At 65.5% G+C, this 18,307-nt stretch carries 16 protein-coding genes and 2 tRNA genes; 7 read left to right on the plus strand and 11 right to left on the minus strand.

The genetic code is table 11. From position 1 onward, the window contains the following. Positions 1-90 precede the first annotated feature (90 nt). A tRNA-Arg gene (locus ACE3QM_RS14405) sits at positions 91-167 on the minus strand. 23 nt (positions 168-190) lie between these two features. After that, positions 191-267, minus strand: a tRNA-Pro gene (locus tag ACE3QM_RS14410). Positions 268-496: 229 nt separating this feature from the next. Here ACE3QM_RS14410 and folD point away from each other — a divergent pair. The 3 genes from folD (at position 497) to ACE3QM_RS14425 (ending at position 2,969) form a co-directional block, all read left to right on the plus strand. Then, on the plus strand, positions 497-1,348 hold the full coding sequence (folD, locus tag ACE3QM_RS14415; RefSeq protein WP_048410467.1) for a bifunctional methylenetetrahydrofolate dehydrogenase/methenyltetrahydrofolate cyclohydrolase FolD: 852 nt from the start codon (positions 497-499) through the stop codon (positions 1,346-1,348). Between the two features lie 167 nt (positions 1,349-1,515). After that, positions 1,516-2,379, plus strand: a complete 864-nt coding sequence (gene purU / locus ACE3QM_RS14420; RefSeq protein WP_048410466.1) for a formyltetrahydrofolate deformylase — start codon at positions 1,516-1,518, stop codon at positions 2,377-2,379. 8 nt (positions 2,380-2,387) lie between these two features. After that, positions 2,388-2,969, plus strand: a complete 582-nt coding sequence (locus tag ACE3QM_RS14425; RefSeq protein ID WP_048410465.1) for a hypothetical protein — start codon at positions 2,388-2,390, stop codon at positions 2,967-2,969. A 71-nt stretch (positions 2,970-3,040) separates the two neighbouring features. On the opposite strand, the gene ACE3QM_RS14430 is transcribed toward ACE3QM_RS14425, so the two are convergent. From ACE3QM_RS14430 to ACE3QM_RS14440, 3 genes are all read right to left on the minus strand, one after another. Then, entirely contained in the window at positions 3,041-3,511 is a 471-nt protein-coding gene (locus tag ACE3QM_RS14430; protein WP_048410464.1) for an NUDIX hydrolase, read from the minus strand. Positions 3,512-3,676: 165 nt separating this feature from the next. Further along, positions 3,677-4,498, minus strand: coding sequence for an undecaprenyl-diphosphate phosphatase (locus ACE3QM_RS14435; RefSeq protein WP_374422823.1), 822 nt, complete (start codon positions 4,496-4,498; stop codon positions 3,677-3,679). Positions 4,499-4,591: 93 nt separating this feature from the next. Beyond that, on the minus strand, positions 4,592-5,209 hold the full coding sequence (locus ACE3QM_RS14440) for a UPF0149 family protein (protein ID WP_374422825.1): 618 nt from the start codon (positions 5,207-5,209) through the stop codon (positions 4,592-4,594). A 143-nt stretch (positions 5,210-5,352) separates the two neighbouring features. Here ACE3QM_RS14440 and cysS point away from each other — a divergent pair, with 143 nt between their 5' ends. From cysS to ACE3QM_RS14460, 4 genes are all read left to right on the plus strand, one after another. Further along, a complete protein-coding gene (gene cysS, locus ACE3QM_RS14445; protein WP_231463147.1) occupies positions 5,353-6,726 on the plus strand; it encodes a cysteine--tRNA ligase in 1,374 nt (457 codons plus the stop codon). A 122-nt stretch (positions 6,727-6,848) separates the two neighbouring features. Then, the gene (rpmE, locus tag ACE3QM_RS14450) at positions 6,849-7,064 is read left to right on the plus strand and encodes a 50S ribosomal protein L31 (RefSeq protein ID WP_043593861.1); all 216 of its coding nucleotides are present in this window, start codon (positions 6,849-6,851) and stop codon (positions 7,062-7,064) included. 149 nt (positions 7,065-7,213) lie between these two features. Next, positions 7,214-8,140 carry a hypothetical protein gene (locus ACE3QM_RS14455; protein WP_374422828.1) on the plus strand — a complete coding sequence of 309 codons (927 nt, stop codon included), beginning with the start codon at positions 7,214-7,216 and terminating at the stop codon, positions 8,138-8,140. A gap of 90 nt (positions 8,141-8,230) precedes the next feature. Then, positions 8,231-9,880: a glycosyltransferase family 39 protein gene (locus ACE3QM_RS14460; protein WP_231463141.1), complete on the plus strand. Its 1,650-nt coding sequence runs from the start codon at positions 8,231-8,233 to the stop codon at positions 9,878-9,880. Positions 9,881-9,951: 71 nt separating this feature from the next. Here ACE3QM_RS14460 and ACE3QM_RS14465 read toward each other — a convergent pair whose 3' ends face one another. From ACE3QM_RS14465 to ACE3QM_RS14490, 6 genes are all read right to left on the minus strand, one after another. Beyond that, complete coding sequence (locus ACE3QM_RS14465; RefSeq protein ID WP_374422830.1) at positions 9,952-11,910, minus strand: acetoacetate--CoA ligase; 1,959 nt, start codon at positions 11,908-11,910, stop codon at positions 9,952-9,954. A 53-nt stretch (positions 11,911-11,963) separates the two neighbouring features. Further along, positions 11,964-12,875, minus strand: a complete 912-nt coding sequence (locus tag ACE3QM_RS14470; protein WP_048410457.1) for a hydroxymethylglutaryl-CoA lyase — start codon at positions 12,873-12,875, stop codon at positions 11,964-11,966. Positions 12,876-12,887: 12 nt separating this feature from the next. Next, complete coding sequence (locus ACE3QM_RS14475; protein WP_048410456.1) at positions 12,888-13,400, minus strand: GyrI-like domain-containing protein; 513 nt, start codon at positions 13,398-13,400, stop codon at positions 12,888-12,890. Positions 13,401-13,405: 5 nt separating this feature from the next. Then, a complete protein-coding gene (locus ACE3QM_RS14480; RefSeq protein ID WP_374422833.1) occupies positions 13,406-15,373 on the minus strand; it encodes an acetyl-CoA carboxylase biotin carboxylase subunit in 1,968 nt (655 codons plus the stop codon). A 410-nt stretch (positions 15,374-15,783) separates the two neighbouring features. Continuing rightward, positions 15,784-16,647, minus strand: a complete 864-nt coding sequence (locus ACE3QM_RS14485) for an enoyl-CoA hydratase/isomerase family protein (protein ID WP_374422835.1) — start codon at positions 16,645-16,647, stop codon at positions 15,784-15,786. Positions 16,648-16,665: 18 nt separating this feature from the next. Next, positions 16,666-18,264, minus strand: a complete 1,599-nt coding sequence (locus ACE3QM_RS14490) for a carboxyl transferase domain-containing protein (RefSeq protein ID WP_374422838.1) — start codon at positions 18,262-18,264, stop codon at positions 16,666-16,668. Positions 18,265-18,307: the final 43 nt, after the last annotated feature.

The raw sequence follows: 18,307 nt of genomic DNA on the forward strand, positions 1-18,307 counted from the left end.
ACCCACGACAACAGGAATCACAATCCTGGACTCTACCAACTGAGCTACATCCACCACTGAAACAACGACTGCATTGTACTACAAAAATCTTGGCGCGCCCGACAGGACTCGAACCTGTAACCCCCGGCTTAGAAGGCCGGTGCTCTATCCGGTTGAGCTACGGGCGCTCGGTCGGGCTCCGTCTTACTGCTGGTCGGGGCGGCGGGATTCGAACTCGCGACCCCCTGATCCCAAATCAGGTGCGCTACCAGGCTGCGCTACGCCCCGACGACAGAGAACGCAACTATACGGATGGCGATTTAGGCTGTCAACACCCGTTTGCAATTAAATTACGGTCGTTGAGAGGCGCAATATCGGGAAAGTGAAAGGCGGGGTGGCGGTTTTCTTTATTTATCTTGATGTTAAGTAAGTTTTGTTGCGCAGCGCCATTTCGGAAGCGGCGGAAAAATGCGAGAATATGCGCCTTCTTTTTCAGCTTCTTTTATGGAATCGGCCCATGGCAGCACAACGGATTGACGGTAAAGCGGTAGCGGAAAAACTGATCGCCAAGGTGGGCGAGGGCGTGCAGGCGCGCGTGGCAGCGGGCAAGCGCGCCCCGGCGCTGGCGGTGATCCTGGTGGGCGAGGACCCGGCGTCCGCGGTCTACGTGGGCAGCAAGAAGCGCTCCTGCGAGAAAGCCGGCATCCGTTCGCTGGCCTATGACCTGCCGGCCAACACCAGCCAACAGGAGCTGCTGGACATCATCGACCGCTTGAACGCGGACGCGGAGGTGGACGGCATCCTGGTGCAATTGCCGCTGCCCAAGCAGATCGATCCGCAAGCGGTGATCGAGCGCATCGACCCGAAAAAGGATGTCGACGGCTTCCATCCCTATAATATGGGCCGGCTGGCGATCAAGATGCCGCTGCTGCGGCCGTGCACGCCGCGCGGCGTGATGACGCTGCTGGAAGAATACGGCATCGATCCCAAGGGCAAGAAGGCGGTGATCGTCGGCGCGTCCAATATCGTCGGCCGTCCGCAAGCGCTGGAAATGCTGCTGGCGCGCGCCACGGTGACGGTGTGCCACAGCGCCACCGCCGATCTGGCCGCCGAAGTGGCCGCCGCCGATATCGTGGTGGCGGCGGTGGGCATCCCCAACTTCGTCAAGGGCGAGTGGATCAAGCCGGGCGCGGTGGTGATCGACGTGGGCATCAACCGTCTGGACAGCGGCAAGCTGTGCGGCGACGTGGAATTCGCCACGGCGGCCGAGCGCGCCGGTTTCATCACCCCGGTGCCGGGCGGCGTCGGCCCGATGACGGTGGCCACCCTGCTGCAGAACACCTTGGATTCCGCCAATATGCACGCTTGAACGGCTTGCCCGTTCGGCCGAAAGCGCCATCGCCGCCACCGCGGCGGTGGCGTTTTTGTTTCTCGGCGCCATTTTGGTGGCAGGCGCTTGCAAACAAAGCGAGACGCTGGCGGCCCGGCTATCGTAAAATCGACGGTTTTAGTTTGCAGTAACGACAGAATTCAATCATGAGTCAAGACAAGCAATCGGCCACGCTGTTGATCAGCGCGCCGGACAAAAAGGGCCTGGTGGCGGCGATCGCCAACTTCCTGATGACCTACAACGCCAACATCATGCACGCGGACCAGCATCAGGACACCAGTGAAAACCTGTTCCTGATGCGGGTGCAGTGGGATGTGGACGGCTTCACCCTGCCGATGGAGAACTTCGCCGCCGCCTTCCAGCCGATTGCCGACGAGCACGCGATGAACTGGAAGGTGTCGCTGTCCACCCGCAAGCCGCGGATGGCCATCTTCGTGTCGCAGTACGAGCATTGCCTGGTGGACCTGATGCACCGCTGGCGCATCGGCGAGCTGGACTGCGAGATCCCGCTGGTGATTTCCAATCACGAAACCTGCCGCCGGCTGGTGGAGTTCAACGGCATTCCCTTCCATGTGATCAAGGTCACCAAGGACAATAAGGAAGAGGCCGAGGCCGAGCAGTTCCGCCTGCTGGAAGAGGCCGGCGTCGATTTCATCGTGCTGGCGCGCTATATGCAGATCCTGTCCCAGGGCTTCGTCGAGCGCTATCCGGACCGGGTGATCAACATCCATCACAGCTTCCTGCCCGCCTTCGACGGCGCCAAGCCCTACCATCGCGCGTTTGCGCGCGGGGTGAAGCTGATCGGCGCCACCAGCCACTATGTGACCGAGGATCTGGACGAAGGCCCGATCATCGAGCAGGAAGTCACCCGCATTTCTCACCGCGACGAGGTGGACGACCTGATCCAGAAAGGACGCGACCTGGAAAAAGTGGTGCTGTCGCGCGCAGTGCGTTGGCATATGGACAACCGCGTGCTGTCCTATAACAACAAGACGGTAGTCTTTGACTGAGAGCGGACATGCGCCTGCTGATTGACGATGTGGTGGACTTGCTGCGCTTCCGGGTCAAGCCCCTGGACGCCTATCAGTATCCACGCTGGCAGACCCTGGTGTTTCTGATCTTGCTGGGCCTGGTGGCGAGCGCCGATACCGCCGAGCTGGGCGACAACCTGACCGGCCGCATGCTGTTCATGGTGCTGTTCACTCTGGCGGAAACCCTGTGTTTCGCCGCTTTCATCGGCCTGTGGCTGCGTTTCGCCAAGTGGGAGGGGCGCGAGTCCCTGTTTGGCCTAGTGGCGGTGGCCAGCGGCCTGCAGTTCATCGAGCCGCTGACCAGCTGGCTGCCGGACGATGTGGCGCTGGCGGTCAACGCGGTATTGTCCATCTTCGGCATCCTGGTCTTGGTGAATGCGCTGGCCGTGGTGTCGGGCATCCACCGGCTGCGGGTGGCGCTGGGGGTCTTGCTGTTCGCGCCGGTGGCCATGGTGTTGCTGGCTGGCGCCTTGTCGCTGGGCTCGGCCGCGGGCTGGGTGGATCTGCCCGCAGGCGTGGCGGACAGCGCGCGCGGGGCGGAGAGTTCGGCGCCGATTACCGGCATCTGAGCCGTAGCCTGAGCCGGAAAATGAAACAGGACATGCCAAGGCATGTCCTGTTTTGCATCGCGTAGGTGGCGTCAGTCCACTTTGGCGATATAGCGCGCCAGGCCCAGCAGCGCGCGCAGCGCGTCGCCCTTGGCGGTGACTTCGCCGCGCAAGCGCGCGTAGCGGCGCAGGATGGCGCGGCCCTCGATGAACAGATCCATGTCGGTGTCCGGCGAGGACACCAAGGCGATGCGTTCGATTTCTCCCTGCGGGCGCGGTTGGCCCTGAGCGATGCACAGATAGACCTTGTGCGCGTTGAACGGGGTGATGTGATCGAACAGATACAGCATGGAGTTGATGCGCAAGCCGGTTTCTTCCCGCACTTCACGGATCAGCGCCTGGGAGCGCAATTCGCCGCGGGCGGCCTTGCCGCCAGGAAGATTGTACCGGCCGCCTCGGGCCGCCGTGACCAGCACGCCATCGGGCAGTTCGATGATGGCGGTTGCGCGCCTGGCCAGGTCGGCCGGCAGACGCTCGTTTCTTTTTTCTTCCAAAACACTCATTCTTCAAAAAAATTAGTTAGGGCCACCGCTATGGAGTGGCCCTGGATCTTATTTTTTCATTCTAAAGCACTAGACCGATCAGTCCAACACGCTGTGGTCAAGTTTTGCCCAGATATCTGTTTTGAATGGTGTTTGCGCGCGACTCATGAATAACGGCATGTGGCGTCACAGCAGCTTGACGAGCAGGCCGCCGACGCCGACCAGCAGGCAGTAGTAGCCAAACGGGCGCAAGGATTCGATTTCGCTTTTCTTGAAGTAGCGCATCAGGAACCAGGTGCTGGCGTAGGCGCAGGCGCCGGACAACAGGCCGCAGGCCAGCAGCAGGCCGGTCGGCGCCTGGCTGTGCGCCAGCTTGGGCACTTCCAGCACGCCGGCCGCGGCGATGATGGGAGTGGCCAGCAGGAAGGAGAAGCGCGCGGAAGAGGCGTAGTCCAGGCCATGGGCGAGGCCGGCCACCAGGGTGGCGCCGGAGCGGGAGAAGCCGGGCAGCAAGGCCAGCGCCTGGCCGGCGCCTATCTTGATCGCGCCGGACAGGCTGAGCCGCTCCAGATCCAGGTGGGCTTGTTTCTTTTTCAGGCGGTCGCCCCACAGCAGGAGCAGGCCGTTCAGGCTGAGGAAGATCAGCACCGCGGTGGCGCTGGTGAACAGCGCGCGCAATTGCTTCTCCAGCAGCAGGCCGAGCAGGCCGGCCGGAATGGTGCCGGCGATCAACAGCCACAATAGCCGGGCGTCCGGGTTGGACGCCTTGCCGCCGGCCTTGAGGAAGCCGCCTATCAGTTGCAGCCAGTCGCGGCGGAAGTACAGCAGCAGCGCGGCGGCGGTGCCCAGGTGCAGCACCACCATGAAGGGCAGGAAGTCCGGGCTCGTGCGGTTGATGGACCAGTGCAGCCAGTCCGGAATCAGCACGCCGTGGCCCAGGCTGCTGACGGGGAAAAGTTCGCTGATGCCTTGGATGATGGCGAACAGCAGGGCTTCGATGGCATTCATGGTGGGTCCTGTGGCGGTGGGAGGCGGCGTGAGCCGGCCTGCTTATCAACGTCGCCGCCGCCATCCGGTTGACCAGGCGCGCCCGGCGGCGGCTCAATGCCTTTGTTGCCGCTCCAGTGCTTCTTCTTCCTGCTCCAACTGCTGGCGGATGGCGGCGAAGAAGCGGTAAATGCCGTGCACGGCGTCGGACAGCGCCGCCAGGCATTGCTCGCGCTGTTCCGGCGTCAAGGCCGGCACTTGCACTTCCGGGTCGGGATTGCGCTCAAAGGCCAGGGTCAGGATGGGTTCCAGCAGCGGCGCCTGTTCCGGATCGTCGAACAGCAGACCCCAGTCCTCGTTCAGCAACTGCATGCCCTCGGCGAAGCCCTCGGCCCAATCGTTGCCGCGGATCTCGCCGGCGGCATCCGCGTCCAGCCACGGTTGAAAGCCGCTGTCCTCGCGCAGCGTGGCGGCGATGTCCAGCCAGTGGCCGCCCAGTAGCCTGACGAATTGCTCCAGCGCTTTGTCGCTGGTGAAGGCCGTATCGTCGTCGAAGGCGTCGCCGATGATGGCGGGCAGGCATTCGGTCGGCTTGATCTGCTCGGGGCCGCAGAGCAGGGCGGCGAAAAAGCCGTCCAGGCGCTCCAGGTTCATGCCTTGCTGCGGCAGGAAACGATTCAGCGTGGCGGCCAGGCGTTGGTAGTCGGCGTCGGAAAGCGGAGTATGGCTCATGGCGGGCGGAGGCTAGGGTAAAAGCCCATTATCCGCGATCTGGCCGCCGCGCGCATGGGCGTCCGCATAATCGCGGTGCGGAGGGCTTGACGGCTCTGTTACAATTGTCCTTTTTTGACCCAACCTCATAATAGGTTTCCATCATGTTGACCGTGTATAACACCCTGACCCGCCAGAAAGAAGAGTTCAAACCCATAGAGCCCGGCAAGGTGTGTATGTACGTGTGCGGCATGACGGTGTACGACCTCTGTCATATCGGCCATGCGCGCATGCTGACGGCCTTCGACGTGATCTACCGCTGGCTGGACGCGTCCGGTTACGACGTCACCTATGTGCGCAACATCACCGATATCGAGGACAAGATCATCAAGCGCGCCGCCGAGCGCGGCATCCTGCCGCAGCAGCTGGTGGAAGAGACCATCGCCGACATGCACCAGGACGCCGCCGCGCTGGGCCTGCTGCCGCCCACTTTCGAGCCGCGCGCCACTCAGCACGTGCCGGGCATGGTGGCCTTGATCGAGAAGCTGATCGCCAACGGTAAGGCCTATGCCGCCGACAACGGCGATGTGTATTACGCGGTGCGCGAATTCGAAGGCTACGGCAAATTGTCCGGCCGCACCCTGGACAAGCTGCGCGCCGGCGAGCGGGTGGAAGTGGACCCGCACAAGCGTGATCCGCTGGACTTCGTGCTGTGGAAGGCGGCCAAGCCGGGCGAGCCGTCCTGGGACAGCCCGTGGGGACAGGGGCGTCCGGGCTGGCATATCGAATGCTCGGTGATGAGCTGTCATCACCTGGGCGAGCATTTCGACATCCACGGCGGCGGCGAGGATCTGCAGTTCCCGCACCATGAGAACGAAATCGCCCAGTCCGAGGGCGCTCACGGCCACCAGTACGTCAATTACTGGCTGCACAATGGCTTCATCAATGTCGACGGCGAGAAAATGTCCAAATCGCTGGGCAATTTCTTCACCATCCGCGACGTGCTGGGCCATTTCGACGGCGAGGTGATCCGTTTCTTCATCGTGCGCAGCCATTACCGCAGCCCGGTGAACTACACCGACAGCATCCTCGCCGACGCCAAGCACGGCCTGACCCGGCTCTACACCGCCTTGCGCGGCCTGGAGCTGCCGGCCTCCGCCGGCATAGACTGGAAAGACCCGTTCGCCGCGCGTTTCCAGGCGGCGATGAACGACGATTTCAACTCCTCGGAAGCGGTGGCGGTGCTGTATGAACTGGCCGGTGAAGTCAACAAGAGCCGCGACCCGCTGCAGGCGCGCCTGCTGAAGGATCTGGGCGGCGTGCTGGGCCTGCTGCAGCGCGACCCGGAGGACTTCCTCAAGGGCGGCGTCAGCGCCGGCGAATTGTCGGCCGAGGAGGTCGAAGCGCTGATCCAGGCGCGCAAGGACGCGCGCGCCGCCAAGAACTGGGCAGAGTCCGACCGCATCCGCGACGAGTTGACCGCCAAGGGCATCGTGCTGGAAGACGGCGCCCAGGGCACCATCTGGCGCCGCGCCTGATCCGTGGCCGCCGCCATTGACAGTGGATTTGGCACTTGTCAAGCGGCGGCAAAGCGCGGATAATCGATAGTTTCGCAAGCAGTACAGGCAAATCCCCTGTACCCGATTTGAAAGGAAGACACATGAAAACCGATATTCACCCGACTTACAAAGACCTGACCGTTACCTGCTCCTGCGGTAGCCAGTTCGTGACCAAGTCCACCATGTCCAAGGACGCGTTCGGCATTGAAGTTTGCTCCAACTGCCACCCGTTCTACACCGGCAAGCAAAAGATCGTCGATACCGCCGGTCGCGTTGACAAGTTCAACCAGAAGTTCGGCGGCTTCTTCAAGCGCTAAGCGCCGAGGATACGTTGGATACCCAGAAAAAGGCAGCTCAGGCTGCCTTTTTTCTATGAGTCTGTTTACGATCTGCTGCGCGCCGGCGGCGGCAGGGCCTGGCAGCTCCCGGCCGGCGGCGCGCGTACCTATTCTGCAAGGTTGAGGCCATGGCGATCCACATCGTTTACCTGTCCCACGGCGGCAAGAAATACTACGACCAGACCCGCTTTTCCGTGTTGAGCCTGTTGCACCTGTTGCTGAAGCAACAGCGGCAGGACGTGAAGATCATGGTGTACACCGACGCGCCGGACAGCGTGCCCGCGCATCCGCTGGTCCGCACCGAAACCCTGAGCCGGGCGCAGTTGCAGGCTTATCGCGGCCAGTTCGACTATGTGCACCGCATCAAGCTGGAAGTGATGCTGAAAGCGGCGCGCGAACTGGGCACCGCGGTGCTGTACGTGGACTGCGACACCCGCTGGCTGCGCGTGCCGGACGACTTGTTCGCCCGGCTGGAAGCAGGCAACGCCAGCTGCATGCACGTCAACGAGGGCGTGTTCGGCCCCGGCTTCTTCCCGGACTATCTGGCCGCGGTGGACAAGCACGGCGCCGAGCTGCGCAAGATGGGGGTGGCCGATACCCAGGGCCTGGCGATGTGGAACGCCGGCGTGGTCGGCGCCTCCGCCGGCATGGTGGCTTTCTTCGAAACCGCCTTGCGCGTCAACGATTTCCTGCTGCCGCGCGTGGAAGCGCGCAACTGGACCGAGCAACTGGCGTGGTCGCTGGTGGCCTGCGACGGCCGCCAGCCGCTGGCGCTGGGGGATGCGCTGCACCACTACTGGAACTACAGTTACGAGGCGCCGCTCTACCTGGCTGAGGTGTTCGCCGGCATGGCGCCGGACTGGGATGTGGCGCGCCAGGCCGAGTACTGCGGCGAATTCGCCTGGGACGAGGCGCGGCTGAAGACGATACAGGCCGATCCCGAGCACAAGCGCCAGCGCCGCCGCAACAAGCTGCGCAATTCCATCGCCAAGCGCAAGGTGGATTGGCGCATCCTGCTGGCCCGCCTGTGCGGCACGCTGCCGTCCGCCGACTGAGGGGAAGCTCGAACGCCAACGGCGCCCGGCCGCGATCGGGCCGTGTTCCAGGCCGGTTCGAGCTCTCCTGAAACCGTTTGAACGAGACTCATGCTTACTTATTCGGAACAATCGCAAACCCTGGCCAAGCCGACGGAAAAGCCGTGGATCTTGCTGCTGCTGTGCTTCGTATGGTTGTGGCCGGGCATCATGGGCCACGACCCGTGGAAGCCGGACGAGCCCTTCGTGCTGTCCGCGGTGCAAGGCATGCTGGACACCGGCAACTGGCTGCTGCCCACGGTGCAGGGCGCGCCTTACCTGGATAATCCGCCGCTGTATTACTGGGTGGCGGCCTTCATGGTCAAGCTGTTTTCCCCCTGGCTGCTGGCGGCGCACGACGCCGCGCGGCTGGCCACGCCGCTATTCATGTCGCTGGCCCTGCTGCTGGCCGGCATGGCCGGCCGCGACCTGATCGGCCGCCGCCACGGCCGCAGCGTGGTGATGGTGCTGATAGGCTGCGTCGGCCTGGTGGAAACCGGCCACCAACTGACTTCGGTGGTGGCCAGCTTCGCCGGCTTCGCCGCCGCCTTTTACGCCTTGTCGCTGACGCTGCGCTCGCCCGGCCTGGCCGGCGCCTTGCTCGGCACCGCCAGCGCGGTGATCTTCCTCAGCGCCAGTCTGATGGAATTGATGCTGGTGTGGATGGTGGTGCTGTTGCTGCCGGCCTTTTCCGCCTGGCGCTGCAAGCAATACGCGATTACCGTGCTGCTGGCGCTGCTGATCGCCGCGCCCACCTCCCTGGTGTGGCCGCTGGCCTTGGCCAAGAGCCATCCGGACGCGTTCAGCCTGTGGTGGAACGACTACTCGCTGGGCCAGCTCAACGGCTTTGGCCGGGTGCAGCTATTCCACGACTTCGGCTATTACAGCATCAACGCCTTGTGGTTCGCGTTTCCGGCCTGGCCGCTGGCCGGCTGGACGCTGTACCGCAACTGGGGGCGCTTGGACCAGGCGCGGCTGCAACTGCCGCTGATGTTCTTCGCCGTGGTGCTGATCCTGCTGACCCTGTCCAGCCGGCCCAATATGACTTACGCGATGCCGCTGCTGCTGCCGCTGTCCCTGCTGGCGGCGGTGGAGCTGGACAATCTCAAGCGCGGTGCGGCGGCCTTCCTGAATTGGTTCGGCCTGATGACCTTCGGCTTCTTCGCGCTGCTGGTCTGGGCCGGCTGGGCGGCGATGAACTTCGGCTGGCCGCAGGGCCTGGCCGGGCGCGCCCAGTACTTCAGCCCTTATTATCAGGTGCAGGTGTCCAGCCTGGCCGCGGTGTGCGCGGTGATCGCCACCCTGGTGTGGCTGTGGGCGCTGACGCGCAAGCATTTGCGCGGCCGCCAGGCCATCAGCAACTGGGCGGCGGGCCTGACCCTGCTGTGGGGCCTGGGCATGACCTTGTGGCTGCCGTGGTTCGACGCCGCCAAGAGCTATCGGCCGGTGGTGGAACGGATGATGAAGGCGCTGCCGGCCAATGCCGCCTGCGTGGCGACGGAAAGCCATAACCAGCTGGCGCTGATCAGCTGGCGCTATTACGCCGGCCTGGACCTGGTGTCCTATCCGGCCGGCAATGCGCCGCCATGCGATTATCAGCTGGTGGTGCGCGCCGAGCGCGAGGGCCTGGCCGAACCGGGCTGGGAAGTGCTGTGGTACGGCTCGCGCCCGCGCGAGGACAATATGAAGTTCGCGCTATTGCGGCGCGTCCATCCGCGCTGAGCGCGGAGGGAATGGAAAAAAACCCCCGAATCGGAACCGATTCGGGGGTTTTTCTTGGGCCGCGCGCCGGTTCAGCTTTGTAGTTCGTCCAGGTTCTCGAACAGTTTCAGCGCTTCCGGATTGGCCAGCGCGGTGAGATTGCTGACCGGTTGGCCGTGGATCACGTTCTTCACCGCCAGCTCGACGATCTTGCCGCTGATGGTCTTGGGGATGTCGACGACGGCGATGATCTTGGCCGGCACGTGGCGCGGGCTGGCGCCGGTCTTGATCTGCGCCTTGATCCGCTGCTGCAGGTCCTCGTCCAGCCGCGCGCCGGCGCGCAGGCGCACGAACAGCACCACGCGCTCGTCGTCCAGCCATTGCTGGCCGACGGCGATGCTTTCCAGCACCTCGTCGAACACCTCTACCTGGCGATAGATCTCCGCGGTGCCGATGCGCACGCCGCCGGGGTTGAGCACCGCGTCGGAACGGCCGTAGATGATCATGCCGTCGTGGGCGGTGAGCTCGGCGTAGTCGCCGTGGCACCAGATATTGTCGAAACGGCCGAAATAAGCCTGGCGGTATTTGCCGCCGTCGGCGTCGTTCCAGAAGCCCACCGGCATCGACGGAAACGGCCGGGTGCACACCAGTTCGCCTTTTTCGCCGCGCACCGGCCGGCCGTATTCGTTGTAGATGTCCACCGCCATGCCCAGGCCGCGGCATTGCAGCTCGCCGCGGTAGACCGGCAGGCTGGCACAGCCCAGCGCGAAGCAGGACACGATGTCGGTGCCGCCGGACACCGAGGCCAGATTGATGTCGGCCTTGATATTGGCGTAAACCCAGTCAAAGCTTTCCGCCACCAGCGGCGAGCCGGTGGAGAACACCGCGCGCAGCGAGTCCAGCTTCCATTCCCGCATCGGCACGATGCCGCTCTTGCGCAGGCCGTCTATGTATTTGGCCGAGGTGCCGAAGTGAGTGAAGCGCTGCTGTTCGGCGTAGTTCCACAGCGTGCGGCCTTCGCCGACGAAGGGCGAGCCGTCGAACAGCATCAGCGCCGCGCCGGACGCCAGGCCGGACACCAGCCAGTTCCACATCATCCAGCCGCAGGTGGTGAAGTAGAACAGGCGGTCGCCGTGGTGCACATCGCCGTGCAGCTGCTGTTCCTTCAAATGCTGCAGCAGAGTGCCGCCGGCGCCGTGGACGATGCACTTGGGCTTGCCGGTGGTGCCGCTGGAATACAGGATGAACAGCGGGTGCCGGAACGGCAGCCGTTCAAAGCTCAGCGCTTGCGCTTGATACGCGGCGGTGAAGTCCGCCAGGGTGATGGCCTTGGGCACGTTTTCCGCGAACACGCCGGTTTCGCCCAGATACGGCACCACGATGATTTGCCGCACCGAGGGCAGCGCCTCCGCCAGCGCCGCCATCTTGGCGCGGATGTCCACCGCCTTGCCGGCGTACCAATAGCCGTCCGGGCAGAACAGCAGCTTGGGCTCGGTCTGGCCGAAGCGCTCCACCGCGCCGTCCGCGCCGAAGTCCGGCGAACAACTGGTCCACACCGCGCCCAGGCTGTTGGCGGCCAGCATCGCGGCGATGGTTTCCGGCATATTGGGCATGAAGCCGGCCACGCGGTCGCCGGACTGGATGCCGGCACCGCGCATCGCCTGCTGCAGCAAGGACACCTGGGCGCGCAGCTCGCGCCAGCTCCAGCGCCGCTGCAGCTTGTCCTCGCCCCAGAACAGCAGCGCGTCGCCGTCGTCGTCGCGGCGCAGCAGGTTTTCGGCATAACTCAGCCGCGCTTCCGGGAAGAAGCGGGCGGCCAGCATATTGTCGCCGTCGCTCAGCGCGGTGGCGCCCTTGTCGCCGATCACGCCGCAGTAATCCCAGACCAAGGACCAGAAGCGCGCCGGATCGGCCACGCTGGCGCGCCACAGCTCGGCGTAGCCGTTCAGCTTGCGGTCGTAGGACAGTTCGGCCAACTTGGTGAAGGCGGTCAGATGAGCGCCGGCCAGGCGGCCGGGGGAGGGGCTCCAGATGGGCGTGTCGGGGGTCATGCTTTCTCCTGATATTTTCTCCGCGCGCCAGCCCATGGACGGGCGGCGGCTTGTTATCGTTCCAGCCCGGCGGCGCGTTTTCCGCCGATGGCGTGCGCCAGCTTGGAGGCCGGCGGCTTGCCCAGCGCGTCGGCGATGAACCAGGCGGTGTCCACCAGCGCGGCCAGGTCGATCCCGGTGTCGTGGCCTTCGCCGTGCAGCAGATAGACCACGTCCTCGGTGGCGACGTTGCCGGAAGCTCCCTGAGCATAAGGGCAGCCGCCCAGGCCGGCAACCGAAGAATCGAATGTCATCATTCCTGCGCGCAAACACGCATGAATATTGCTGATCGCCATGCCATAAGTGTCGTGAAAGTGGCCGGCCAACTGCGCCATTGGCACAGTCTTGCTCACCGCGTCCAGCATCGCCAGCACGCTGGACGGCGTGCCCACGCCTATGGTGTCGCCCAGCGAAATCTCGTAGCAGCCCATGTCCAGCAGCCGCGCCGCCACTTCCGCCACCTTGGCCGGCGCGATGCGGCCCTCGTAGGGACAGCCCACCACGCAGGACACATAGCCGCGCACCGGCACGCCGGCCGCCTGCGCGCGCGCCATCACCGGCGCGAAGCGCTGCAGGCTTTCGGCGATGCTGGCGTTGATATTGCGTTGGCTGAAGCTTTCGCTGGCGGCGCCGAACACGGCGATTTCGCGCGCGCCGGCCGCCAGCGCCGCGTCCAGTCCCTGCTCATTGGGCACCAGCACCGGGTAGGATGCCGGCCCGCTTTGGTCCAGGCCGGCCAGCACCTCGGCGCTGCCGGCCATCTGCGGCACCCACTTGGGCGAGACGAAGGCGCCCGCTTCTATGGTGTTCAGGCCGCTGGCGGCCAGGCGGCGGATCAGCTCCAGCTTGACGGCGGTGCTCACCGGCTGTTTTTCGTTCTGCAGCCCGTCGCGCGGGCCCACTTCCACAATCTTCACTTGCGGCACTTCGGCTCTCCGTTAGCGGCGGCGCGGCTGCACCGGGATGTAGATGTCCATCTGGCGTTGCGGCAACTCCGGCGCGCAGCGGCCGTCGTAGCGCTCGAAAGAGCCCAGCGGCGCTTGCTCCCATTGCTTGGAGGCCGGCAGCCAGTCCTGCATGATGTAGCGCCAGGCCGCCTGGATCGCCTGGCCGAACTCGGCGTCGCTGCCGGCCGGCTGGGTGGTGAACACCGCGTACTTGGCCGGCGGCGTGCTGCGCCGCGCGCAGCCGGGCGGCAGCGGCAAGGGCTGGGCGCACTCCATCCCTATCATATAGCCGAAGCGGCCGCTGTCCGGGTCGAAGTCGTGGATCAGCCCGTATTCGGCGGCGTCGGCGCGGCCCAGCGCCGCCAGCAGCGGCTGGCGCAGCGTGGCCGCGTATTCGCCCCAGAATTCTGGAATCTGGCGCAGATTGTCGCCGTTCTCCATCCGGGTGGCGATGCTGTAGCCGGCCAGATTCAGGCCGGGATGATTGATGATGATGGGGTCCATGGGGTTCACTCCGCTTCGAAGTCGACCAACTCGTCGCCGTCGTTGACCTGCTCGCCGGTGCCGAAATAGAAAGCCTTGACCACGCCGTCCGCCGGCGCGGGGATGGTGTGCTCCATCTTCATCGCCTCCAGGATCAGCAGCGGCTCGCCCTTGTTGAGCTTGACGCCGGTGGCGGCCAGCAGCGCGACGATGCGGCCCGGCATCGGTGCTTTCAGATGGGTTTCGCCGTGCACGTCCTCGGCGGCCACCGCCAGCGGGTCCTGCCACTGCGCTTCCAGCCGGCGGCCGGCGGCGAACAGCACCCGCTGCGGGCCGCTGCGGGCGACGACGGCTTCCAGTTGTTGATCGCCCAGCCGCGCGCGCAGCGTCGCGCCGTCCAGGTGGCCGCTGGCGGAGAACTGCCTGCCGGCGGCGGTGATTTCGCAGCCGTCACCCAGATGGCGCAGCGTCACCGGATAGTCTTGGCCGGCGATGTGGAACACGAGGCCGCGGCTGAGCGCGCCGTTGAGCCGCCAGCCGGTGGTCACCGGGAAGCCGCCGGGCGCGGCCAGCGCCTCGGCCAGCGCCAGCAGCGCCAATTGCTCCGCGTCCGGCGCGGCGGGCGGCGGCAGCAGCGCGTCGTGATGGCGGGCGATCAGGCCGGTGTCCACCTGACCGCCGGCGAAGCTGGCGTGCTGGACGATGCGGCGCAGGAAGGGGATGTTGGTGGTGACGCCGGCCACCTGGTAATCGGCCAGCGCCGCGTCCAGTCTTTGCAGCGCCTGGCGGCGGTCCTCGCCCCAGACAATCAGCTTGGCGATCATCGGGTCGTAGAAGGGCGAGATGCTGTCGCCGGCGACGACGCCGGTATCGATGCGCACGACGGCGGATTCCGCCGGCGCGCGCAGGTGGTAGAGGGTGCCGGTGGCGGGCAGGAAGCCCTTGTCCGGGTCTTCGGCGTAGATGCGCGCCTCGATGGCGTGGCCGTTGATGTGCAGCTGCTCTTGGCTCAAGGGCAGCGGCTGGCCGCTGGCGACGGCCAACTGCCAGGCCACCAGGTCCTGGCCGGTGATCATCTCGGTGACCGGGTGCTCCACTTGCAGCCGGGTGTTCATTTCCATGAAGAAGAAGCGGCCGGGGCTGCCGTCGGCCAGCACTTCCATGATGAATTCCACGGTGCCGGCGCCGACATAGCCCACCGCGCGCGCGGCGGCGCAGGCGGCCGCGCCCATCGCTTCGCGGGTGGCCGGCGGCAAGTCCGGCGCCGGCGCTTCCTCCAGCACTTTCTGGTGGCGGCGCTGCACCGAGCAATCGCGCTCGAACAGATACACGCATTGGCCGTGGCGGTCGGCGAACACCTGGATTTCCACATGGCGCGAGCGCGGCAGGTATTTCTCCACCAGCACCTTGTCGTCGCCGAAGCTGGCGCGCGCCTCGCGCTGGCAGGAGGCCAACGCCGCTTCGAATTCCGCGGAAGCTTCCACGATGCGCATGCCCTTGCCGCCGCCGCCGGCGCTGGCCTTGATCAGCACCGGGTAGCCGATGGCGTCGGCCTGGCCGCGCAGGAAGTCCGGCTCCTGGCGCTCGCCGTGATAGCCGGGCACCAGCGGCACCCGGGCTTGCTCCATCAGCGCCTTGGCCGCGGATTTGCTGCCCATCGCGGCGATGGCGGAGGCGGGCGGGCCGATGAAGGCGATGCCGGCGGCCTCGCAGGTGGCGGCGAAGTCCTCGTTTTCGGACAAAAAGCCGTAGCCGGGATGGATGGCTTGCGCGCCGCTGCGGCGGGCGATGTCCAGGATCAAGTCCCCGCGCAGATAGGATTCCGCCGCCGGAGCCGGGCCCAGCCGGTAGGCCTCGTCGGCCAGCTTGACGAAGCGGGCGTCGGCGTCGGCGTCGGAATGGACGGCGACGGTGGAGACGCCGAGCGCGCGCGCGGTCTTGATCACGCGGCAGGCGATTTCACCGCGGTTGGCGATGAGTATTTTATTGAACATGGTGCTCTTTCATGGTCGGCCCCTCTCCCCCAGCCCCTCTCCCGCGAGGGGAGAGGGGAGTGATCAAGCGTTGTTGCCGTTTCAATAGCCGAATCTCGTTCGGTCAAAGTCACTTGTCGACGTCGCCACCCAAAGCCCCTCTCCCGTGAGGGGGGAGATCAAGCGTTGTTGCCGTTTCAACAGTCGAATCTTGTTTGATCAAAGTCACTTGTCGACGTCGCCACCCAAAGCCTCTCTCCCGCGAAGTGGAGAGAGGGGTGATCAAGCGTTGTTGCCGTTTCAACAGTCGAATCTTGTTTGGCCAAAGTCACTTGTCGACGTCGCCACCCAAAGCCTCTCTCCCGCGAAGTGGGGAGAGGAGTGATCAAGCGTTGTTGCCGTTTCAACCGCCGAATCTTGTTTAGTCAAAGTTACTTGTCGACGTCGCCACTCAAAGCCCCTCTCCCCTTGTGGGAGAGGGGTTGGGGAGAGGGGGCGTCCAGGCCTGCTTCCAGCCAGTTCGGCGCGCGTTTTTCGAAGAAAGCGGCCAGGCCCTCGCGCGCCTCGGCGCCGGCGCGCACGCTGGCGATCTGGCCGGCGGTGTCCTCCAGCAATTGATCGTCCCAGGGCGAGCCCTCGCGCAGCATGGCCAGCAAGTCCTTGGCCGAGGACAGCGCCTGCGGCGCGCCCTGGGCCATCGCCTCGGCGATGTCGGCCACGCGCGCGTCCAGCGCCTCGGCCGGCACCAGCTCGTGCACCAGGCCGATGCGCAGCGCGGTGGCGGCGTCGATGCGCTCGGCGGACAGGAAATAACGCCGCGCCTGACGCCAGCCTATCGCGTCGGCCACATAAGGACCGATGGTGGCCGGCACCAGGCCCAGCCTCACCTCGGTCAGGCCGAACTTGGCGGCCTCGGTGGCGATGGCCACATCGCAGACCGCCGCCAGGCCGGTGCCGCCGGCCAGCGCCGCGCCGTGGATGCGGGCGATCACCGGCTTCTTGCTGCGGTAGATGCTCTTGAGCATGGCCGCCAGCCGCTGCGCGTCGGCCAGGTTCTGCTCCTCGCCGTAGCCGGCGGCGCGGCGCATCCAGTCCAGGTCCGCGCCGGCGGAAAAGCTCTTGCCGCGGCCGGCCAGCACGATGGCGCGGCAGTCCGCCTGCAATTGCAGATGGGTGAAGGCGGCGGTCAGCTCGGCGATCAGCGTTTCGTTCATCGCATTGTGAACGTCCGGCCGGTTCATCCAGATCGTCGCGGTCTTGCCGCTGTGTTCGATTTCAAGCGTGGAGTAACTCATCTGCGTCACCTTTGGCCGTCACATCCGGAACACGCCGAAGCGCGTGTTTTCAATCGGCGCGGACAGCGCCGCTTCCAGCGCCAGGCTCAGCACCTCGCGGGTTTGCGCCGGGTCTATCACCCCATCGTCCCACAAGCGCGCGCTGGCGTAATAGGGGTGGCCCTGACGTTCGTACTGCTCGCGCACCGGCGCTTTCAGCGCTTCTTCCTGCTCGGCCCCGAAGGCGTCGCCCAGTTGTTCCTTCTTCACCTGGGCCAGCACGCCGGCCGCCTGCTCGCCGCCCATCACCGAGATGCGGCTATTCGGCCACATCCACAGGAAGCGCGGCGAATAAGCGCGGCCGCACATGCCGTAGTTGCCAGCGCCGAAGCTGCCGCCTATCAGCACAGTGAACTTGGGCACGCGGGCGCAGGCCACGGCGGTGACCAGCTTGGCGCCGTCCTTGGCGATGCCGCCGTTCTCGTACTTCTTGCCCACCATGAAGCCGGTGATGTTTTGCAGGAACAGCAGCGGAATGCCGCGCTGGCAGCACAGCTCGACGAAGTGCGCGCCCTTGAGCGCGGACTCGGAGAACAGGATGCCGTTGTTGGCGATGACGCCGACGCGGTAGCCGTTCAGCCGGGCGAAGCCGGTGACCAGGGTGGCGCCGTAGTTCTGTTTGAACTCGTCGAACTCGGAATCATCCACCAGCCGGGCGATGATCTCGCGCACGTCGAAGGGTTTTTTCGGGTCCGCCGGGATTACGCCGTAGATTTCCTCGGCCGCGTAGCGCGGCGGGCGCGGCTCGGCGCGGTCCAGCTCGCCCTGCTTGCGCCAGTTGAGGCCGGACACGATGCGGCGGGCGATGGACAGCGCGTGGGCGTCGTTCTGCGCCAGGTGGTCGGCCACGCCGGACACGCGGGCGTGCACATCGCCGCCGCCCAGTTCCTCCGCCGTCACCACCTCGCCGGTGGCCGCCTTCACCAGCGGCGGGCCGCCCAGGAAGATGGTGCCTTGTTCCTTGACGATGACGGTTTCGTCCGACATCGCCGGCACATAGGCGCCGCCGGCGGTGCAGCTGCCCATCACCACCGCGATCTGCGGAATGCCGGCGGCGGACAGATTGGCCTGGTTGTAGAAGATGCGGCCGAAGTGCTCGCGGTCCGGGAACACCTCGTCCTGCAAGGGCAGGAAGGCGCCGCCGGAATCGACTAGATACACACAAGGAAGACGGTTGTCGCGCGCAATCTCCTGAGCGCGCAGATGCTTCTTCACCGTTATCGGGTAATAGGTGCCACCCTTGACCGTGGCGTCGTTGGCGATGATCAGGCAATCCACGCCGGCGACGCGGCCGATGCCGCTGATCAGGCCGGCGCCGGGCGCGTCGTCGTCGTACATGCCGAAGGCGGCCAGCTGGGACAGCTCCAGAAAGGGCGCGCCGGGGTCCAGCAGCAGATCAATGCGCTCGCGCGGCAGCAGCTTGCCGCGGGCAGCGTGCTTGGCGCGCGCCTTGTCGCCGCCGCCCAGCGCGGCCTTGGCCACCTTGTCGCGCAGATCGGCCACCAGCGCGCGCATTTTGTCGGCGTTGGCCTGGAAGTCCGCCGCGCGCGGCGAGAGTTTGGATTCGAGGATGGGCATATCGTTTTACCTTGTCATTCGCCGTCGACGAAGCGTGCGGTCA

Source organism: Chromobacterium sp. (assembly GCF_041912965.1).
In the GTDB taxonomy this organism is placed as follows: Bacteria; Pseudomonadota; Gammaproteobacteria; order Burkholderiales; family Chromobacteriaceae; genus Chromobacterium; species Chromobacterium aquaticum.